At 61.5% G+C, this 16691-nt stretch carries 14 protein-coding genes; 9 read left to right on the forward strand and 5 right to left on the reverse strand.

Annotated features, from left to right (window positions below):
* Positions 1 to 66 precede the first annotated feature (66 nt).
* Positions 67 to 615: a glutathione peroxidase gene (locus tag BV106_RS06715; RefSeq protein WP_265595400.1), complete on the reverse strand. Its 549-nt coding sequence runs from the start codon at positions 613 to 615 to the stop codon at positions 67 to 69.
* Between the two features lie 99 nt (positions 616 to 714).
* Between BV106_RS06715 and BV106_RS38145 the strand changes: the two genes are divergently transcribed.
* From BV106_RS38145 to BV106_RS06750, 8 genes are all read left to right on the forward strand, one after another.
* Positions 715 to 837, forward strand: coding sequence for a hypothetical protein (locus tag BV106_RS38145; RefSeq protein WP_265595401.1), 123 nt, complete (start codon positions 715 to 717; stop codon positions 835 to 837).
* Positions 838 to 931: 94 nt separating this feature from the next.
* Complete coding sequence (locus BV106_RS06720; RefSeq protein WP_265595402.1) at positions 932 to 2158, forward strand: hypothetical protein; 1227 nt, start codon at positions 932 to 934, stop codon at positions 2156 to 2158.
* Positions 2159 to 2188: 30 nt separating this feature from the next.
* Positions 2189 to 3037, forward strand: coding sequence for an RHS repeat-associated core domain-containing protein (locus BV106_RS06725; RefSeq protein ID WP_038162376.1), 849 nt, complete (start codon positions 2189 to 2191; stop codon positions 3035 to 3037).
* Complete coding sequence (locus BV106_RS06730; RefSeq protein ID WP_038162378.1) at positions 3021 to 3491, forward strand: hypothetical protein; 471 nt, start codon at positions 3021 to 3023, stop codon at positions 3489 to 3491. Before BV106_RS06725 ends, BV106_RS06730 begins: the two co-directional genes overlap by 17 nt.
* Before the next feature lie 152 nt (positions 3492 to 3643).
* Positions 3644 to 4036 carry a hypothetical protein gene (locus BV106_RS06735; protein ID WP_038162381.1) on the forward strand — a complete coding sequence of 131 codons (393 nt, stop codon included), beginning with the start codon at positions 3644 to 3646 and terminating at the stop codon, positions 4034 to 4036.
* Positions 4037 to 4184: 148 nt separating this feature from the next.
* Complete coding sequence (locus tag BV106_RS06740; protein ID WP_051945277.1) at positions 4185 to 5468, forward strand: SGNH/GDSL hydrolase family protein; 1284 nt, start codon at positions 4185 to 4187, stop codon at positions 5466 to 5468.
* 203 nt (positions 5469 to 5671) lie between these two features.
* Positions 5672 to 6676 (forward strand): patatin-like phospholipase family protein, encoded by a 1005-nt coding sequence (locus BV106_RS06745; RefSeq protein WP_038162384.1) that lies wholly within the window; start codon positions 5672 to 5674, stop codon positions 6674 to 6676.
* Between the two features lie 175 nt (positions 6677 to 6851).
* Positions 6852 to 8228, forward strand: coding sequence for an aminopeptidase P family protein (locus tag BV106_RS06750; RefSeq protein WP_038162387.1), 1377 nt, complete (start codon positions 6852 to 6854; stop codon positions 8226 to 8228).
* Between the two features lie 469 nt (positions 8229 to 8697).
* Here the strand turns inward: BV106_RS06750 and ilvD are convergent, their stop codons facing one another.
* Positions 8698 to 10374 (reverse strand): dihydroxy-acid dehydratase, encoded by a 1677-nt coding sequence (gene ilvD, locus BV106_RS06755; protein ID WP_038162390.1) that lies wholly within the window; start codon positions 10372 to 10374, stop codon positions 8698 to 8700.
* Positions 10375 to 10500: 126 nt separating this feature from the next.
* On the opposite strand from ilvD, the gene BV106_RS06760 reads away from it, so the two are divergent.
* A complete protein-coding gene (locus BV106_RS06760; protein ID WP_038162393.1) occupies positions 10501 to 11412 on the forward strand; it encodes a LysR substrate-binding domain-containing protein in 912 nt (303 codons plus the stop codon).
* Here the strand turns inward: BV106_RS06760 and BV106_RS06765 are convergent.
* The 3 genes from BV106_RS06765 to BV106_RS06775 form a co-directional block, all read right to left on the reverse strand.
* Positions 11404 to 12090, reverse strand: coding sequence for a metallophosphoesterase family protein (locus BV106_RS06765; RefSeq protein WP_038162396.1), 687 nt, complete (start codon positions 12088 to 12090; stop codon positions 11404 to 11406). The two genes, BV106_RS06760 and BV106_RS06765, sit on opposite strands and share 9 nt — an antisense overlap.
* Positions 12091 to 12153: 63 nt before the next feature.
* Complete coding sequence (locus tag BV106_RS06770) at positions 12154 to 12732, reverse strand: hypothetical protein (RefSeq protein WP_038162400.1); 579 nt, start codon at positions 12730 to 12732, stop codon at positions 12154 to 12156.
* Positions 12729 to 16691: hypothetical protein (locus BV106_RS06775; RefSeq protein ID WP_038162402.1), on the reverse strand; the 3963-nt coding region annotated here is incomplete at its 5' end. The genes BV106_RS06770 and BV106_RS06775, both read right to left, overlap by 4 nt.

The following is a 16691-nucleotide window of genomic DNA, read 5'->3' on the forward strand; positions in this document are numbered from 1 at the left end:
AGGGTTAGGAGCGAAGAGGTAGGGCCAACTGTTAGGCCTGCGGGCCCACCTCTCCGCGGGTCACGCTTAGCCCTTCTCGCCCAACGCCTTCTCGATCGCTGCCACCACGGCCGGATCATCGGGTTCCGTGCCGGGCTCAATGCGCTGGATGGGTTTGCCATCGCGGCCAATGAGGAATTTGCCAAAGTTCCACTTCACATTCCCGGGGAAAGCTCCCTGCGGGCCGGTCAGCGCCGTGAAGAGGGGGTGCTGCTCCGGGCCTTTGACATGGACCTTGTCGTACATGGGGAAGGTCACCTTGTAGTTGGTGGAGCAGAATTCCTTGATCTCCGCATTCGAGCCAGGCTCCTGGGCGCCGAAGTCGTTGCAGGGGAAGCCCAGCACCACCAGGCCCTTGTCACCGTACTTCTTGTACAGATCCTGCAGGCCCTGATACTGCGGCGTGTTTCCGCACTGGGAGGCCACATTGACGATCAGCAGCACCTTTCCGGCGAGGGGTTTCAGGGTGGTATCTTTGCCCTCGATGTCTTTGACGGGGATGTCGTAGAGGGAGGGGGCGTCGGCGGCGAATGCCGTGGTGACGGCCAGGACAGCGGTGAGCAACAGCTTCTTCATGCGGGGGACAACACGGGATTTCCGGGGTAAACTTTCAAGCCGCAGCCCTGCATGGAGAATTCAGTTTTTCTGCCGGGGCGAACCCGCTAGGCTGCTCCTGTGGCAGAAGACATCCTCACTCCCGAGCAGACGGTGGCCGCCTATGTGGGGCAACCCAACCGCAGTCTAGCTTTTCATCAGGTTGTGAAACTGGCGAGCCGCAAGCGTAACAGTGGCGCGTAGTGAGGGCTGGCGCAAGCTGCCGAAGCATGGTTTTGAATTCATGCGAGCTACATTTTTTTCTATTGCCGTTAGGTGATTTCGTTGCCTAGTGCTCGTGATGGGAGACGCTCGTCGCGAACGCCGCGCTTTAGAACGAACAAACCGCAAGGCTGCAGAGTCTGCGGGAGGCGTTCCTTCATCGCCTGCTGCTTCCACCGCGAAGTCTCCCCCGCTTTGGACTGCCGGAATTTTCCTGGGAGGGATGGTGCTCGGTATTGGAATTGCCTTTTGGATTGCCGCAGACAAAAAGTCCCCCAAGGCTGTTCCTCCCGTTGTCGCGGTGAACACAAATGGAAGCGGGCCACCTCTCACTATGGGACGGCTTGCTGAACTATCCGAAAGCGAACTGGCGGGTGTGGACATCGCCTTGATGAACTTGCTGTGTGCGGAAGGGCTGCCCGGACATGGTGCAGTCACTCTTCAAGACGGTTTGAAGAACCTCGAACAGATGGTCCAAGCAGTTCGTTCCGAGACGGCAAGAAATTTCCACCAGTTCACTTCCGATCCGGCCGGGTTTGAGAACTCCGAGGAATTCTATCGCATCGTGATGCTCAATACGGTTCTGGGGCAGGATTTCAGCCTGCGCTACAATCCAAAGAAAATCGCAGCCGCAACTGCTGAAAGCCTGCAAGACCAGTCCTTCTATGAACAAGCCGACGATGTTTTTCTCTCAGGGTTGCTCGGAGAACATCGGATGGGCACTTGTACTTCCATGCCGGTGCTGCTTGTCGCTGTAGGACGAAAGCTTGGCTACCCTTTGAAGCTGGTCCCCGCCAAAGGGCATCTTTTCCTACGGTGGGATGATGGCAAGACCCGGCGCAACTTTGAATGCACGAATGGCATCACTTGCTACCCTGATGCCCACTATCAGAAGTGGCCCTTTCCCATTTCTGATGAGGAAGTAAAACAAGGCTGGTATTTGCGTTCACTTTCACCGCGCGAGGAACTGGCCGCGTTCTTCGCCCTGCGTGGTCAGGTGCTGCAATTTCACCGGAGAAGCATTGAGGCTCTGATTGCCCATGCGCAGGCGAATTTGCTGCACCCAGGACATCCCGATTATGGAGCGGGACTGGCTATTGCCTGCAACCAGTATGGTGGTGCGATGGGAATATTTCCTGCGATGCAAGTCCCCTCGGGGCCTCGCTTCGACGACGCCCCTCTTTCAAATATCGGAGAGGTAGAAGCCTTCAATGCACAGAGCCAACGACGCATGTTCGCACCTCCTGCACAAAATCCTGCTTTCCGTCGGAACACTCCAGTCTCCGGAAGATTTCCTCGATAGACTCCTCTGCAACCCGGATCATTTAAATTCATGAATGTCATCTTTTCCTGCCTCCGCTTTGCCGTGCTGCTTGGATTCCTCTTGGTTGGGCAAGACCTCTTGGCATACTACAACCCAGCCACTGGCACATGGCTCTCTCGCGATCCAATTGAGGAACAAGGAGGACTGAACCTCTACGGTTTTGTGGCAAACAATCCGATAAACGACGTTGACGTCAATGGATTGTCCGGGCGAGCCGACATCCTCACGCGTCGATTGGAGTATACGTGCGCATGCGGTTGGATTGACTGGAGCCATGCGGGGCCAGACAATGCGCGAGAACTTTGGAAGCAAGTCAATCACGACGGTCTGAGACCACATGCTGTCCGCTCACGAGGTAGGGATGGATTTTCCGTATGGGCAGTGCAAAGTCAAGGCGGGTTGGGGATTCGAGTGCCGTTCGGGGGAGGAATGTATTTCGTGAGCAATGGCCTTGACGAGAGTGGAAAAAAGTCCGCAGCCCTGTCAATTTGGAAAGATGTCTCGGTCCGTTTCGAAGGTTCGCAATCAAGGATGGGGCAGAGTTCCGGCTTCTCGGAGGAGGATTTGCCATCGAACCTAATCGGCTTCTATCGCACAGTGCAGGGCATGTCCCAATTGACGATTCGCCTCATGTGTCGCGCGATTGGTAAAGACAAGTCCTTGGAGCTTTGGGACGATACTTACGGCGTAGACGGACAACTAGGAAAAAACCACACCTTTAAGCCCATTTACCACGCGTGCGCGCCATGCGAAGGGCGGCATGGGCCGTGGCCTACACAGTTGGACACTATACAGGATGCCGTCAAGGGAACGAGTTGGGATGACTGGAAGCGAGAAACTGATGAAGCAGGTCGATGAAAAGGATGCTCTTTCTTTTTTGACTGTGAAACGGCTCCTTCAAATTCTTGGCGCACTACTGCTCATTGCGGGAATTGCGTGCGTCGCGTTGTTTGCCTACGCGATGTTTATCGTTGACTCCACAGTTGAGTTGCATCGCGGAACACTCATGGGTGAACTGCTGCTAAGAAGTCGTGCTGTAAGGGCGTTCCCTCCTGACCTCATACCGGGCGAAAAACACTATTTTTACTCTCCAGGCGAACCGACTGGCAAGAGCGCAAACATTTTGCTGATTCATGTCCCCAAATATGATCCCGCAATGATGCAGCAGTGTGAGGAGTGGTTTTCCCAATTTGGATTCGCCAAGACACAAAGCAATCTCGCACGTGTGAATGTAGTCCTCAGGGAACCTAGTGGTCGAGAAGCGCGAATAGAGGTTGATGGAAACGATATCATTATCAACGTTGAACACTGAGAGTGAGTTGTGAAAACCGTTTGCCTAACGCGAACGAGCAAAAGTTTCTTCATGCGGGGTACAACACGGGATTTCCGGGGTAAACTTTCAAGCCCCAGACCTGCATGGAGAATTCAGTTTTTCTGTCGGGGCGAACCCGCTAGGCTGCTCCCGTGGCAGAAGACATCCTCACTCCCGAGCAGACGGTGGCCGCCTATGTGGGGGCCATGCGTGAGCAGGCGCTGAAGTTCAAGGCCATGGCGGACGCGGGCAAGATCAATGGCCTGGCCCAGATGACGCTGCTCATGCAGGAGGCCTCACTGGTAGCCGAGGACTACTGGCTCCAGCCAGAGCGCTGCTTCGCAGGGGGCAGCGTGGGGTGGGGGAATGGGGCAGAGGCACCACCAGATGCTGAGCCCACTTTCATCACCCGCTCCCAGTCCGACACCACGGCAGAGGTCGAGGTGGCAGTGGTCGTTGAAGGGCGGAAGATCGCGTCTGATGCCTACCGTCTGCAGTTTCAGGGCGGACGCTGGTGGATCGAGGGACAGCTGGCGCGGAAATAACCCTGAGCGAGGTCCTTCATGTCGCCGTCGGGCAACTTGAAGATGAAAAAACGTCTGATCGTGAACGAGGTCGCGGTTGGCGGGCGTTTGTGTGCCTCCGGCGAATTGGGCCGTGGATCGTGCTCGTTTTGACCTTCTCACCTCTCACATGAAACTGAATCTTCGTTTCCTCGCCCTGCCGCTGCTCCTCGTGGGTCTGGCTCCGGTGCTCTCCGCCCGTGAGCCTGCCGCAGTCTCCCAGCTTCCTCCCAATGCCCGCGTGGCCATCATTGGAGACTCCATCACGGAGCAGAAGCTGTACTCCCGTTACATCGAGGCGTACCTCCTGGCCTGTCTCGGTCGCCAGGACATCAAGGTCTTCCAGTTCGGTTGGGGTGGGGAAACCGCTGGCGGATTTGCGCAACGCGCCATCAATGACTTGACCGCCTTCAATCCGACCGTCGCCACCCTTTGCTACGGCATGAATGATGGGCGCTACGTACCCTTCGCCGATGCCATCGGGGCGGACTATGAGAAGAACATGCGGCTCGTGCTGGCCAAGCTCCAGGAGCTGGGCGTGAAGAACGTGGTCGTGGGCTCTCCCGGTGCCGTGGATACGAAGTACTTCGTCCGCGCGGGTGCCACCCCGGCCCAGTACAATGACAACCTTGCCCACCTGCGGGACATTGATCAGAAGCTGGCTCTGGAGTCCAAGTACTCCTTTGCCAACGTGCATGACAACATGGTGAGCGTCATGGCCAAGGCCAAAGCAGGTCTGGGTGATGAGTACGACGTCTGTGGTCGTGATGGCGTGCACCCCAACTCCAACGGCCATCTCCTCATGGCCCAGTCCTTCTTGAAAGGTCTCGGCGTGAGCGGTGACATCGGCGAGATCACGGTGGATCTCAAGGGTACTGGCTCCGCCATCGGCGGGCACAAGGTGCTGGGCGGCAAGGACGGCACCGTGGAGCTGGAGAGCGCCACCTGGCCGTTCTGCTTCGATACCAATGCCGTCGGCTCCGGCAGCACCCGCAGCATTCTCCCTTACACCAGCTTCAACCAGGATCTGAACCGCCTGATCTTGAAGGTGAAGAACCTGGACGCCCCCAAGGCCAAGGTCACCTGGGGCACGGAGTCCAAGGAATTCACCAAGGAGCAACTCACGGCCGGGATCAACCTTCCGGCGGAGTTCGCCAAGACCCCGTTCGACGCAGCCTTCCAGGGCCTGCTGAGTGCCCTCGGGGCCAAGCAGGGGTATGAAACCCCCATGATCAAGGGCATGATCACCAACTTCCGCAACTTCGCGGAGGACATCAAGACGGACGCCGAGTTCGCCGCCGCGATCTCGACCCTGAAGCAGAAGATGCTGGCCAAGCAGGAAAAGCTGGACGCCCAGGTGCGCACCAAGGTGGCCCCTGTGAAGCACACGCTCAAGGTGGAGCCAGTGCGCTAGTTGCCCGGGAGCAATCCATCCCTCTCAGTCACCCTGCCGGGGACGGAACGACCAGTTCCGTCCCCGGTTCCGTTTCAGGGTGGACGGGGGCGTGTCACAGATCTTTGGCATTGAACATGCATGGGCAACGGGGGCTCCCGCGACTCCCGCCTTGAAAAGACCTTTCTTCCGCGCATTCTACCGGCCCACTTCCGTCCCGAATCATGAGCTCGATGCCCACTACCTCCCCACTGCAACCTCCGGCCTCCAAGGGGCTGGCAGTCGCACTGGGGTCTTCGTTCTTCGGCTTTTATTCGCACACGGCCTTCATGCGGGCCTTGCATGACCAGGGCATTTTCCCCTCGCACATGTCCGGCACCTCGGCCGGAGCGGTGGCGGCAGCGCTCTGTGGGGTCGGGCTGCAGGGGGCGGATCTGGAGGCGTTTGTCATGCAGCGTGGGCTGCGGCGGGCCTTTCTGGACTGGGCGGCACCGCTGCGGTTTCCTGGCGTGGTGAGCACGCTGGTCTGCTCGGGCATCCTTTCCGGGCACAATTTTGTCCAGTTCCTCCGCAAACATCTGCCCAAGCAACGGCTGGAGGAGTGCACCCATCCGCGCGTGCAACTGGCCGTGACCAACCTGACCCGCCGCGAGTGCGTGCTCGTGGAGGAGGGCGACATCGCCCAGTGGGTGATGGCGAGCTGCGCCGTGCCCGGGCTCTTCTGCAATCAGGTCATCGATGGCATGCGCTGGTGCGACGGTGGCGTGGCCCTGGAGATCCCTTTTGATCACTGGCTGGAGGATCCTGAGATCCACACCATTGTGCTGCACCGGATTGAGCACGTCCGTGGCACGGAGTGTGTCCCGCGCTGGCCCTCCGTGGCCACCGGTTTCGCCGCTTCTCACGACACCATCAACGGCACTCTGCACCAGATGCGCATGCGTCAGGCCCGGGAGTCGGGCAAGCGCGTGATCGAGGTGGTCACCGAGACCCCGCATCCTGGCCTGCTGCCGGGCAAGGTCCGGTCCCTGCTCTTGGAGGCAGGTTATCAGTCCGGTGCCAAAGCCGTGACGCGTCTTCTGGAAGGTGCGGGCCAGCCAGCGGTCAGCACCGATGCGGTACCGGCAGCCGTGCACAATCCCATCCTCAGCCAGATCCGGCATGCTTGTCGCGGCGGCGAAGAGCAGATGCTGCCCGGCTTTTCCACAGCCACCGTGGCCGGACGATAGCTCCACCACGGAGACGGTCACAGCGCACGTGCGGCAGGGGACCGCCCGCATGGTAAATCGCGTCCCAGCGTTGCTGCGCCCGACATCCCTTTGAACTCCGTATTCCAGCATCGCCTCATTGCGATGGTTGAAGTTTGTTGTTTGAAGTTTGTCATTTGAGTCTTCCTTCCCCGCCATGCGCTACCGTCCCATGCCCCCGACAGTTTTTGCCGCATCCCGCAAGCGTCTCTACAAATCCCTGCCGCCGGGTTCATTGGTCATCCTGCATGCCAATGACGTGTATCCCACCAACGCGGACGGCACCCTGGGCTTCGTCCAGAGCAGTGATCTCTACTACCTCAGCGGGGTGGACCAGGAAGAGACCATCCTCATGCTCTTCCCGGATGCGCCGGATCCCTCCATGCGGGAGATGATCTTTCTTCGCGAGACCAGCGAGATGATCGCGGTATGGGAAGGGGAACGGCTGACCAAGGACCAGGCGTCTGCCGCCAGCGGGGTGGCCGCGGGCTCCATCCACTGGCTTGACCAGTTTGACCGCTTCTTCCGCATGGCCATGTGCCAGGCCAAGCAGGTTTTCCTGAATACGAATGAATCCTTGCGTGCCACCGTGGAGGTGGAGACCCGGGAGCGTCGTTTCATCACGCGCTGTCAGCAGGAGTTTCCTCTGCACCGCTATGAGCGTCTGGCCCCGCTCATGCACGAGCTGCGGATCATCAAGGCCCCGGCCGAGGTCACCGCACTGAAGGAGGCCATCGCCGTCACCGAGTCTGCCTTCCGTCGCATCCTGGGTTTTGTGAAGCCCGGGGTCATGGAGTACGAGGTGGAGGCGGAGATGATCCACGAGTTCATCCGCCACGGCGCCCAGGGGCACGCCTTCAGCCCCATCGTTGGCAGCGGGAAGAACGCCTGTGTCCTGCACTACATCATCAACAACGCCCGCTGCCATGACGGGGATCTCCTGCTGCTGGACTTCGGCGCGAAGTTAGGAAACTACCACGCCGATCTCACCCGGACCATTCCGGTGAACGGCCGGTACACTCCCCGCCAGCGGGACGTGTACAACGCCGTGCTCCGCACCCACAAGCACGCGCGCAAGCTCCTGAAACCGGGCGTGCAGATCAAGGCCTATCAGGAGGAGGTCGGCGCGTTTGTGGAGGAGGAGCTCATCAAGCTCAAACTGCTGACCCGTTCGGACGTGAAGACCGCCCGGGACCGCGATCCCAGCCGCCCGGCGTACAAGAAGTACTTCATGCACGGCACCAGCCATCATCTGGGGCTGGATGTGCACGACGTGGGCAACATGTGGCAGAAGCTCTCCCCGGGCATGGTGCTGACCGTGGAGCCCGGGATCTACATCCGCGAGGAAGGCATCGGCGTGCGCATCGAGAACGATGTCGTCATCACCGCCAGAGGGAACACGGACCTCATGCCAACGATGCCGATTGAGGTGGAGGAGATCGAGGAACTGATGGCGGGCGGGAGTGGGAGCGCAGGTGGAAATGGAAGCGGAAGCAGGAAAGTGAAGAAGAAGGCGGGGGCGAAAGGGGAGTGAGATGATGAGTTTCAGGATTAACCACAGAGGCGCAGAGGGCGCAGAGGGCACAGAGGGTTGAGTGATGGGCTGAAGGGGAGGCGGCGACTCCTCAGCTTGCCTCAAGCCACAGTAGCTCCAGCGCGTTTCCTTCTGCTGAGGAAGGCCCAACACCGATCGTAGCTGACGACGTGAGGAGACATCAGCTGAAGCTTCTGTGACTTAGATCTCGCTACACAGACGTCCGCCCACCAAACGCCCCGCTTTCGCCTGCCCTGAAGTGTTCGTTGGATCCTTGGTCTAGGTTCCAGCCGCATCATTGCAGACCGGGAAATTAGTGTCTCCTCACGTCGTCAACTACACCGGCTTTGGGAGGTCGGCGGCAGAGGGGATGCGCTGAAACCTGTTGGGAGCTGAGGCAGGCTGAAGAATCCTGCCGCCGGCTCTTCCACTTTCCTTGAACCGGCCAGTGCCGCGCCCATCTGCGTTTCTACTCCAGCACCGCACCCGTGTCCGCGCTGTTCACTAGCTTGGCATACCTGGCCAAATAGCCTCTCGCAGCCACTTTCGGTTGAGGCGGCTGCCAGTTGGCGCGGCGTTCGGCGAGCGTGGCCTCATCCACCAGGAGGTTCATGCTGCGGGCGGGGATGTCGATCTCAATGAGATCTCCCGGTTCCACCAGGGCGATGGGGCCGCCAGCGGCGGCTTCTGGGGAAACGTGACCAATGGAACCGCCGCGGGTGGCACCAGAGAAACGGCCATCCGTGATGAGAGCTACGGAGTCGCCCAGGCCGCGACCGGCAATGGCGGCGGTGGGGGCGAGCATCTCCTGCATGCCCGGACCGCCGCGAGGTCCTTCGTAGCGGATCACCACCACATCGCCAGATTTCACCTTGCCGGTGAGGATGCCTTGGTTGGCCTCGTCTTGGGATTCAAAGATCACAGCCGGGCCGGTGAACTTCATCATGGCAGGGGACACGCCGGCTGCTTTCACCACGCTGCCGTTAGGGGCCAGGTTGCCAAAGAGCACCGCCAGTCCGCCCCGTTCCGAGTAGGCGTTTTCAATGGGACGAATCACCTCGGCATCTTTCACTTCGGCATCGGCGATGGTCTGCCCCAGGGTGCGACCGGTCACGGTCAGGGCATTGAGATGCAGCACCCCAGGCTTGCGGCTCAGGGCTTTGAGGATCGCGGAAATACCGCCGGCACGGTCGATGTCCTCCATGTGATGGATGCCGGAAGGGGCCACCTTGCAGAGGTGGGGCACGCGATCGCTGAAGGTGTTGAAGTCCGCCATGGTGATCGGCACCCCGGCTTCACGGGCGATGGCCAGCGTATGCAGCACGGTGTTGGAAGATCCGCCCATGGCCATGTCCAGCGCCAGGGCGTTTTCAAATGCCTGACGGGTGAGAATATGGGAGGGGCGCAGGTTGTGTTTTACCAGCTCCACGATGGTGCGGCCTGCCTCGGCAAAGAGGCGGTCGCGTCCGGGGTCGGTGGCCAGGATGGAGCCGTTGCCGGGCAGGGCCAGACCGAGCGCCTCGGAGAGGCAGTTCATGGAGTTCGCGGTAAACATGCCAGAGCAGGAGCCGCAGGTGGGGCAGGCATGCTGCTCGATCTCAGTTAGTTCCTCTTCCGTGATGCGATCGGCGGAGAGGGCGCCCACCGCTTCAAACACGGAGGTCAGGTTCAGGGCCTTGCCAGTGGAGGGCTGGATCCCCGCCTTCATGGGGCCGCCGGAAACGAACACGGTGGGAATGTCCACGCGCGCCGCCGCCATGAGCATGCCTGGCACAATCTTGTCGCAGTTGGGAATGCACACCACGCCGTCGAAGCAGTGAGCGCGGAGCATCGTCTCCACGCTGTCAGCGATGATCTCGCGGGAGGCGAGGGAGTACTTCATGCCGCCGTGACCCATGGCGATGCCGTCATCCACCCCGATGGTGTTGAACTCAAAAGGCACGCCGCCAGCAGCGCGCACCGCTTCCCGCACTTTGCGCCCCACCACGTCCAGATGGGCGTGACCGGGGATGATCTGCACAAAGGAATTGGCGATGGCGATGAAGGGCTTGTCCCAGTCGGCTTCGCTCTGAATGGCCCCCGTGGCACGGAGGAGGCTGCGGTGCGGGGCGCGGTGGGCGCCTTTTTTGATGGTGTGGGAATTCATGGAAGGCAGCAGGGGTCAGGAGTGATGAGGGAGGGGGTGAAGAGCAGAGGTGTGGATGAGTAGAAACTGGCCTGGCGTTGCCATATTGGAATGACGGCTTTGGTCGTGGTATGATACCGTTTTGATATGGACTACTCGTTGCGCGAACTGGAGTGCTTCGTGGCGGTGGCGGAGGAGCTCTCCTTCACGCGCGCGGCACGTCGGCTGCATCTGGCCCAGCCACCGCTCTCCCGGCACATCCGGGTGCTGGAAGAGAAGATCGGCGCCCCGCTGTTTGAGAGGTCGCAGAAAGGGGTGGCGCTGACAGCAGCTGGGGCAGTGTTTCAGGATGAGACGAAGGGGATCTTGCCGCAGTTGCTCCGGGCGGGAGAGGCGGTGCGTCGGCAGGTGCAGGGGGAGACAGCCCGGCTGCGTCTGGGATTTGTCAGTGCGGTCTTGAGTGAAAAGCTGGTGGAGACGTTTCGGCGCTTTCGCCAGCTGCATCCTCAGGTGCAGGTCATGCTCCATGACATGCCGCCGGCAGAGCAGTGGCTGGGGATCATGCAGGGCACGCTGGATGGGGGCTTCGTCGGACTCATGCCCGATGAGAAAGACCGCCCGGCAGGCATGCAGCATGTCCCCTGGCGGGAGGAGCCTCTGGTGGCATTTGTCCCATCCGGCCATCGATTGGGGCCAAGTGGGTCCAACTCCTCCCGCAAACCGATCTCCATCAAGGAATTTGCCCGGGAGCCGTTTGTCGCGGTTTCCAGTGAGGCAGCCCCGGTCTTTGCCAGCCTGTTGCGGGAACTGTGCTCCGCCGCAGGGTTCCGCCCCCGGATTGTGCTGGAATCCCCCCGGGCCCAGGCGGTGGCGGTGATGGTGGCCGCGGGCTCAGGCGTGGCCTTTCTCCCGGAAAGCCTGGCCCATGTGCTGGGTGGGAGTGTGGAGGTGGTGCGGCTCAGGGAGGCACCCGTGATCACGCACGTGTTTGCCCACCCGGCCGGTGGTTCGACTACTCCCGCGATGAAGGCCTTCTTGGAACTGCTTTCGTCAGACTGAGCCGATCCGGCTCACCGGGATGAGTTTTCCGGTGCGGAACTCGCCCAGCTGATTGGCCTGCCAGTAGGTGCCGTCTTCGGAATCCACGTCCAGGCAGGTGAGCCAGCCAGTGCCGTAGGCGTAGGTGTCTATCCCCACGGCGTAGCCGAAGTTGAGCGGCACCCCTTCGTGCTGCGGGGTGTGGCCGCAGATCATGCGCCGGCCAGAAATGTGCGGATGGCAGATGATGAGACGCTCCCAGTAGATCACGTTCTCAGACTGTTGGTCGAGGGGCAGGTGAGCCCGGAGATTGGCGTGGACGAAGATCTCCTTGGCCGTTTCATGCCACGGGCGGGTGCTTTCGAGAAAGGCCCAGTGGTGTTCCGGCACGTCTTCCAGCAGCGTGGTGCCATAGGAGGCGAGGGTCTCGGCCCCGCCACAGTCCTTCCAAGCATCCAGTGTCTTCCAGTCAGTGCGGGACTTGAGCATCATCACCTCATGGTTCCCGCGTAGTGGCACCAAGGTGGCCCGTTGGGAGAGCCCTAGGAGGTGGTCGATGACCCCACAGGAGTCGGGTCCGCGGTCCACGTAGTCGCCCAGCGTGACGATGACATCGTCGGAACCAAACTTTAGCTCCTCGTCCAGCACTTGAAGGGCAGTCTGGCAGCCGTGAATGTCTCCGATGGCAAAGGTACGCATGAGGTTCAGAGCCCATGATTCCTTGGGGCTCCCGGTGCGTCAAACGACTTGCTGCTCACCTCATCAACCTTTGTTGAGGAGGGAGCGGATCTGGCCTTCTGAGTAGTCAGGGCCACGGTCCTCCACGATGGGGCGCTTGCTGTTTTCCAGGCCCTTGGTGCCCATGCGGTTGTCGTGCGTGCGGAAGACATCATCATCCAGGGAGGAGGTCTTTCCTGCATCCCGGGTTTCTTGCCGGCTGAAGCGGCTTTCGTTGGTCTTGTAGGTGCTGTTGCCCAGCTTGCTCTTGTCGTCCGCTCCGGAGAAGACCTTGTTGCGGTCGTATGCGGTTTTGTGGGACTGGCCAAAGCTCTTGGCGTTGAACTTGTCGTCCGCCCCAGAGAAGGAAGAGCCGGTGTGGAAGTCGCTCTGCCGGTGGAAGTTTGAAGTTTTGAAGCCCTTGTTGCTGCCTGCCGTACCCAGACTCTTTTCAAAGTTGCTGCGCTTGCCCATGTCCCATTTCCCCATGCGCTCCGACATGGTCTGGCCCATTTTCTCCTTCTTGCTCACGGCTTGGGATCCTTGGCTTTTGCTGGCACAGGCACAGGGTAGGAGGCAGAGCAGCAGCGAGCTGAAAAGGGGGGCAAGGGAAAGGTGCTTCATGAAGGAGGAAGGGGGGTCTGGCTCTGCCGCAGGAAGAGCACTTCACTGATGATCCCGTCGGGGAGGTGGAATTTTGCCAGCTCTTGGGGAAGTCGGTCAAGCTTGTTCCAGCCCTGATACAGGTCCAGCAGGAGAGCGGGGAGACCCTCCGTCATGCCCTGATGTTCAATCAAGAGTACCGATTCCGCCTCCTCGTACCGATGCTGCCGGATGAGGAACTGGGCGTAGCTCTGCACCACCTTGGGCAGGGATTCCCCTTTGGAGCGGAGGCGTTCGACCGCCAGCGCGTAAAACTCTTCTGCCAGCCCGGTCTGTCCCGTCTTGGCAAAGGCTTCCGCAAAGGCTTGGGTGTCGCTCCCTCCCGGGAAGGCCATGCGTACCACTCGGGCAAAGAGTTCCTTCATGCTGTGCTCGTCCTGAAGGGCGGCGAACACCTCAACCATGACGGGTGAATCGGCCAAGGCGCGTCCCTCACCGGTGAGCGCCACCTGCCGGGCCCACAGAGGCCGGTTCTGCGCCAGAAGCGTCTGAACCGCCAGCCGCTGGATCAGGGCTGTCTTGGAGGAAGCTTCCTGCCAGGGGCGCACCAGTCTGGGCAGCACCTCTGCCTCAGAGAGTCGGGAGGCGAGGCTGCAGAAGGCCACGGCGGGTGTGGTCCCGTGGGCGGGGCAGGTCTTGAGCACCTCCACCCAGGCGCCCCCCCGTGAGCCGGCGCCTTCCTTGGTGAGGAAGGTGGAAAACTCGCTCATGGATTCGGGCTCCAGATTCTCCAGCAACAGGAGGCTGTGAATGCGGGCCACATCGCGGGCAGGGGTCCAGGTGGGGTCCTCGGCGGCCAGTTTGAGCTGGGTCAGCCGCAGGCGGAAGCGGTCGAGCGTGTCTTTGGAAGCCCGCTCGGCCCGGAGCAGGAGGCTCTGGGCCTCACTCCGGCGGTCATGGTCCACGAGGACCTTGCTGATGGCCACCACACTGGGTGTGTGGGGCACGGTGCCGTTCTTGCCCCCGGCGGTGCCGGTGACCACGTTCATCATGAGGCGGACCTCGTCCCAAAGCCCGGTGGATGCGGCCAGCTTCACCCGTAGCAGGAGGGATTCCCGGATGGGGTCGTTCCAGAGGTTGGTGTAGTCCACCTTGCGAAGCAGCTCCAGCGCCCGCGTCTTGTTGCCCTGCTCAGCCAGAATAGTGGCGGCATGGAGGGCGGCATCCATGTCCTGAGGCCACAGACTGTAAAGCTGTTCCCAGGCGGCGAGAGCGCCCGGCTTGTCATTCAGCCGTTCCAGCAACTGGGCGAGCTCCCGCAGGTAGGGCACCTCATCCGGCACTCGGCCCAGCATGGGCTTGACGCTGGCGGTGCCGCGGAAGGAGAGCAGCCGCAAACGGGTCACATCATGCAGGCGAGCCAGGAACCGGGCGTGCTTCTCTTCCAGCAGCCCTTCGGCAAGGTTCTGCGGCTTGAACTGGGGCTCGGCGACAAACAGCTTCTCGATGAAGGGGATGGCGGCCTCACATTCCCAGGAGTTCTCCGCCACCCGCAGGTACTGCTCGCAGTACTCCACATTCGACGGGGCGCGCTCGGGCAGGCGGCGATACACCTCCATGCATTCTCTCGCGTAGCCCTGAGATTCAAGGAACGGGCCCAGCTCCAGCAGGGTGTCCACCTGGTCATCCGCCTCAAGGAACTCCTTGAGCATGCGCACCCGCTCCGGGTAGCTGACCGGTCTCATGCGGCGTGCCAGCGTGAGATTGCGCCAGACGCCGAATTCATAGTTGGACTTCGGTCCGAGCGGTACTCCGCCCAAGCGTTGATCCAGCGTGCGCTCCACCTGCACGAGCGGGCCCGCCAGGCCCTCCTGGCGGATGAGATCGCCCCATTCCCGCAGGTCATCCCAGTAGTGCCGGAGATGGGTGGTTTCATCAATCCTTGGGCCGGGAGCTTGGGCGCCGGGGGGCAGCCGGCCACCCAGCATGGGCTCCACAAAGGCTTGGGCCGCCAGGAATCCATTGCTGAAGTAGGCTGCCATCTCCGCGGCGGCCGCCTGCTCTGCGCCCACGGTGCCGAGCACGATGGTCTCCCGCAAGGTCCCCTGTCCTGAAGGCGGCAGCGCCCGCAGGCGCGCCCAGCTCTGGCGGACCAGTTGTTCCCGTTCTGTCGGCGTCTCGCAGAGGCGCAACAGCCTGACAAAGCTGTAGAGGAAGGGGTCAAATGCCTGAGGGGGGCCGGCCTTGACCGGCATGCTCCAGGCCATCTGCAGGTACTGCTTTTGCGCAGCGGTTCTGCCCATCACTTCCGCCAGATTGGCGATGAACAGGACATCCACCGGCTGCGGGGTGGGATCCCGTTCCAGCGCCAGCAGGCGCAATTCGATCGACAGAGGGTAACGCTGCCGGCTCTCCAGTTTCCGGGCGATGTCGATGAGTTCGATATTGCTCAGCAGTCCCGATTTCCCGAGCGCGATGAGGTCGCCGGGGGTGAACTCAAACATCTCATCTTCTGCCAGCAGATGGGTGGCTGCCTGGAGCAGGCCCTTGCGCTGCTGCATCGCTGCTTCGCCCACACCCTTCTGGCGGGCCCACGCCAGCATGTCGGCCATGCCGTGGGAGCGCAGTCCCATCCAGACCTTGAGAAAGCGCAGCTCCAGCGAGTCTGCCTTGCTGGACTTCTGCGCGAGCACGGCGCGGAAACCGGGGCCGTCGCCCATGTAGAACAGAGCCCAGGCCTTCTCCATCTCCGAGAGCACGGCACCCGGGGCCAGTTGAGCCCAGCCCGACTTGCCGGCATTCATGCGAGCCAGTTCTTCCACGGCCCGCAACCGGATCGCGCTCACGTCATCCGGCACCTCGGAAAACTCGCTGCGGGGCATGGTCAGGAACTGACGGAGGCGGTCGCGTTCCTGCTGCTCCAGACCCGGGACATTGTCCAGAGCGCTGAGCAGGGTGGTGGGTGCCGTGGCAGCCCCTTTGCGGCCATCCATGAGGGGCCAGGGCAGGCGCTCCACGGCCACGTTGTCCGTCTTTTTCGGCTCAGGAGGAGGGGCGGCGCCCAGCACCTGTCGCAACGTGCGTTGGGCGGCCTTGTTGTCCCCCAGCTGCTTTTGCTGCAGGGCCAGACGCAGCAGGTTCTTCACGTCCCAGGAGCGGACGCGGGCCACCTGCTCCTGCACACGGCGGGCCGCTTCGTCCTGCCCCGTCTCCACGTAGTAGCGGGCCAGTTCTTCGAGCGCGGCGGAATCCTGCGAGAACTTGGCCTCCAGACGGCGGCGGGCCTGGTCGGCCTCCACCATGCGGAAGTCCTGCTCCAGCAACTCCACCAGCTCGCGCCACTCTTCGGCACCGGACTTGGCCGAGGCGGCGGCGGCAATCTGCTTCTGAAAGTAAATGGCGCTCTTGATATCACCCACGCGCATCGCTGCCGCCCGCAGCTGCTCCAGGGAGAAGGGTGTCTCCGGGGCGGTGTAGTAAGCGTGCTTCATTTCCTCGAACGCCCGGGTGGCATCGCCCTGGCGCTCATACACGGCGGCCAGCGCCTCGTGCCAGAAGCCGTCAAACGGGGCGCGGCGGGAACGTTCCTCCAGCGCGGAAAGCAGCAGCTTCAGGCGGAGCTGCACCTGGTCGTCCGGCAGGGTGCCCTGCACGATGTCCGCCCACATGAGGCGCTCCACCGCGCGCTGGAAGATCTCCCGCCGGCGTTTCACGTCGGCCTCGTTCTCCAGCAGGCGCATCTGCACGTCGGTAAATTCCTTGAACTTGCGCTGGGACACCAGCACCTCGGCATAGCGCTCCAGGAGTGGCCCAGCGGCGGTGCCTCTGGCATCCCGCGCGGCTTTCTCCCAGATGGCGGTGGCTTCTTCACGACGGCCGTCCTCGAGATACAGCGGAGCCAGCATGGAGATGATGGACTCGTTCAGCGGATCCGCCCGCAGCAGGTCCTCCATGATGTGGATGGCCACATCCAGCCCGCG

The sequence above is a fragment of the Verrucomicrobium sp. BvORR106 genome (genome assembly GCF_000739655.1).
In the GTDB taxonomy this organism is placed as follows: Bacteria; Verrucomicrobiota; Verrucomicrobiia; order Verrucomicrobiales; family Verrucomicrobiaceae; genus Verrucomicrobium.

Bases quoted from the DNA above. Each gene is read 5' to 3' on its own strand.
- BV106_RS06740 (WP_051945277.1), top strand. From the start codon at position 4,185: ATGAAACTGAATCTTCGTTTCCTCGCCCTGCCGCTGCTCCTCGTGGGT.
- BV106_RS06760 (WP_038162393.1), top strand. From the start codon at position 10,501: ATGGACTACTCGTTGCGCGAACTGGAGTGCTTCGTGGCGGTGGCGGAG.
- ilvD (WP_038162390.1), bottom strand. From the start codon at position 10,374: ATGAATTCCCACACCATCAAAAAAGGCGCCCACCGCGCCCCGCACCGC.
- BV106_RS06725 (WP_038162376.1), top strand. From the start codon at position 2,189: ATGAATGTCATCTTTTCCTGCCTCCGCTTTGCCGTGCTGCTTGGATTC.
- BV106_RS06770 (WP_038162400.1), bottom strand. From the start codon at position 12,732: ATGAAGCACCTTTCCCTTGCCCCCCTTTTCAGCTCGCTGCTGCTCTGC.
- BV106_RS06745 (WP_038162384.1), top strand. From the start codon at position 5,672: ATGAGCTCGATGCCCACTACCTCCCCACTGCAACCTCCGGCCTCCAAG.
- BV106_RS06730 (WP_038162378.1), top strand. From the start codon at position 3,021: ATGAAGCAGGTCGATGAAAAGGATGCTCTTTCTTTTTTGACTGTGAAA.
- BV106_RS06715 (WP_265595400.1), bottom strand. From the start codon at position 615: ATGAAGAAGCTGTTGCTCACCGCTGTCCTGGCCGTCACCACGGCATTC.
- BV106_RS06765 (WP_038162396.1), bottom strand. From the start codon at position 12,090: ATGCGTACCTTTGCCATCGGAGACATTCACGGCTGCCAGACTGCCCTT.
- BV106_RS06750 (WP_038162387.1), top strand. From the start codon at position 6,852: ATGCGCTACCGTCCCATGCCCCCGACAGTTTTTGCCGCATCCCGCAAG.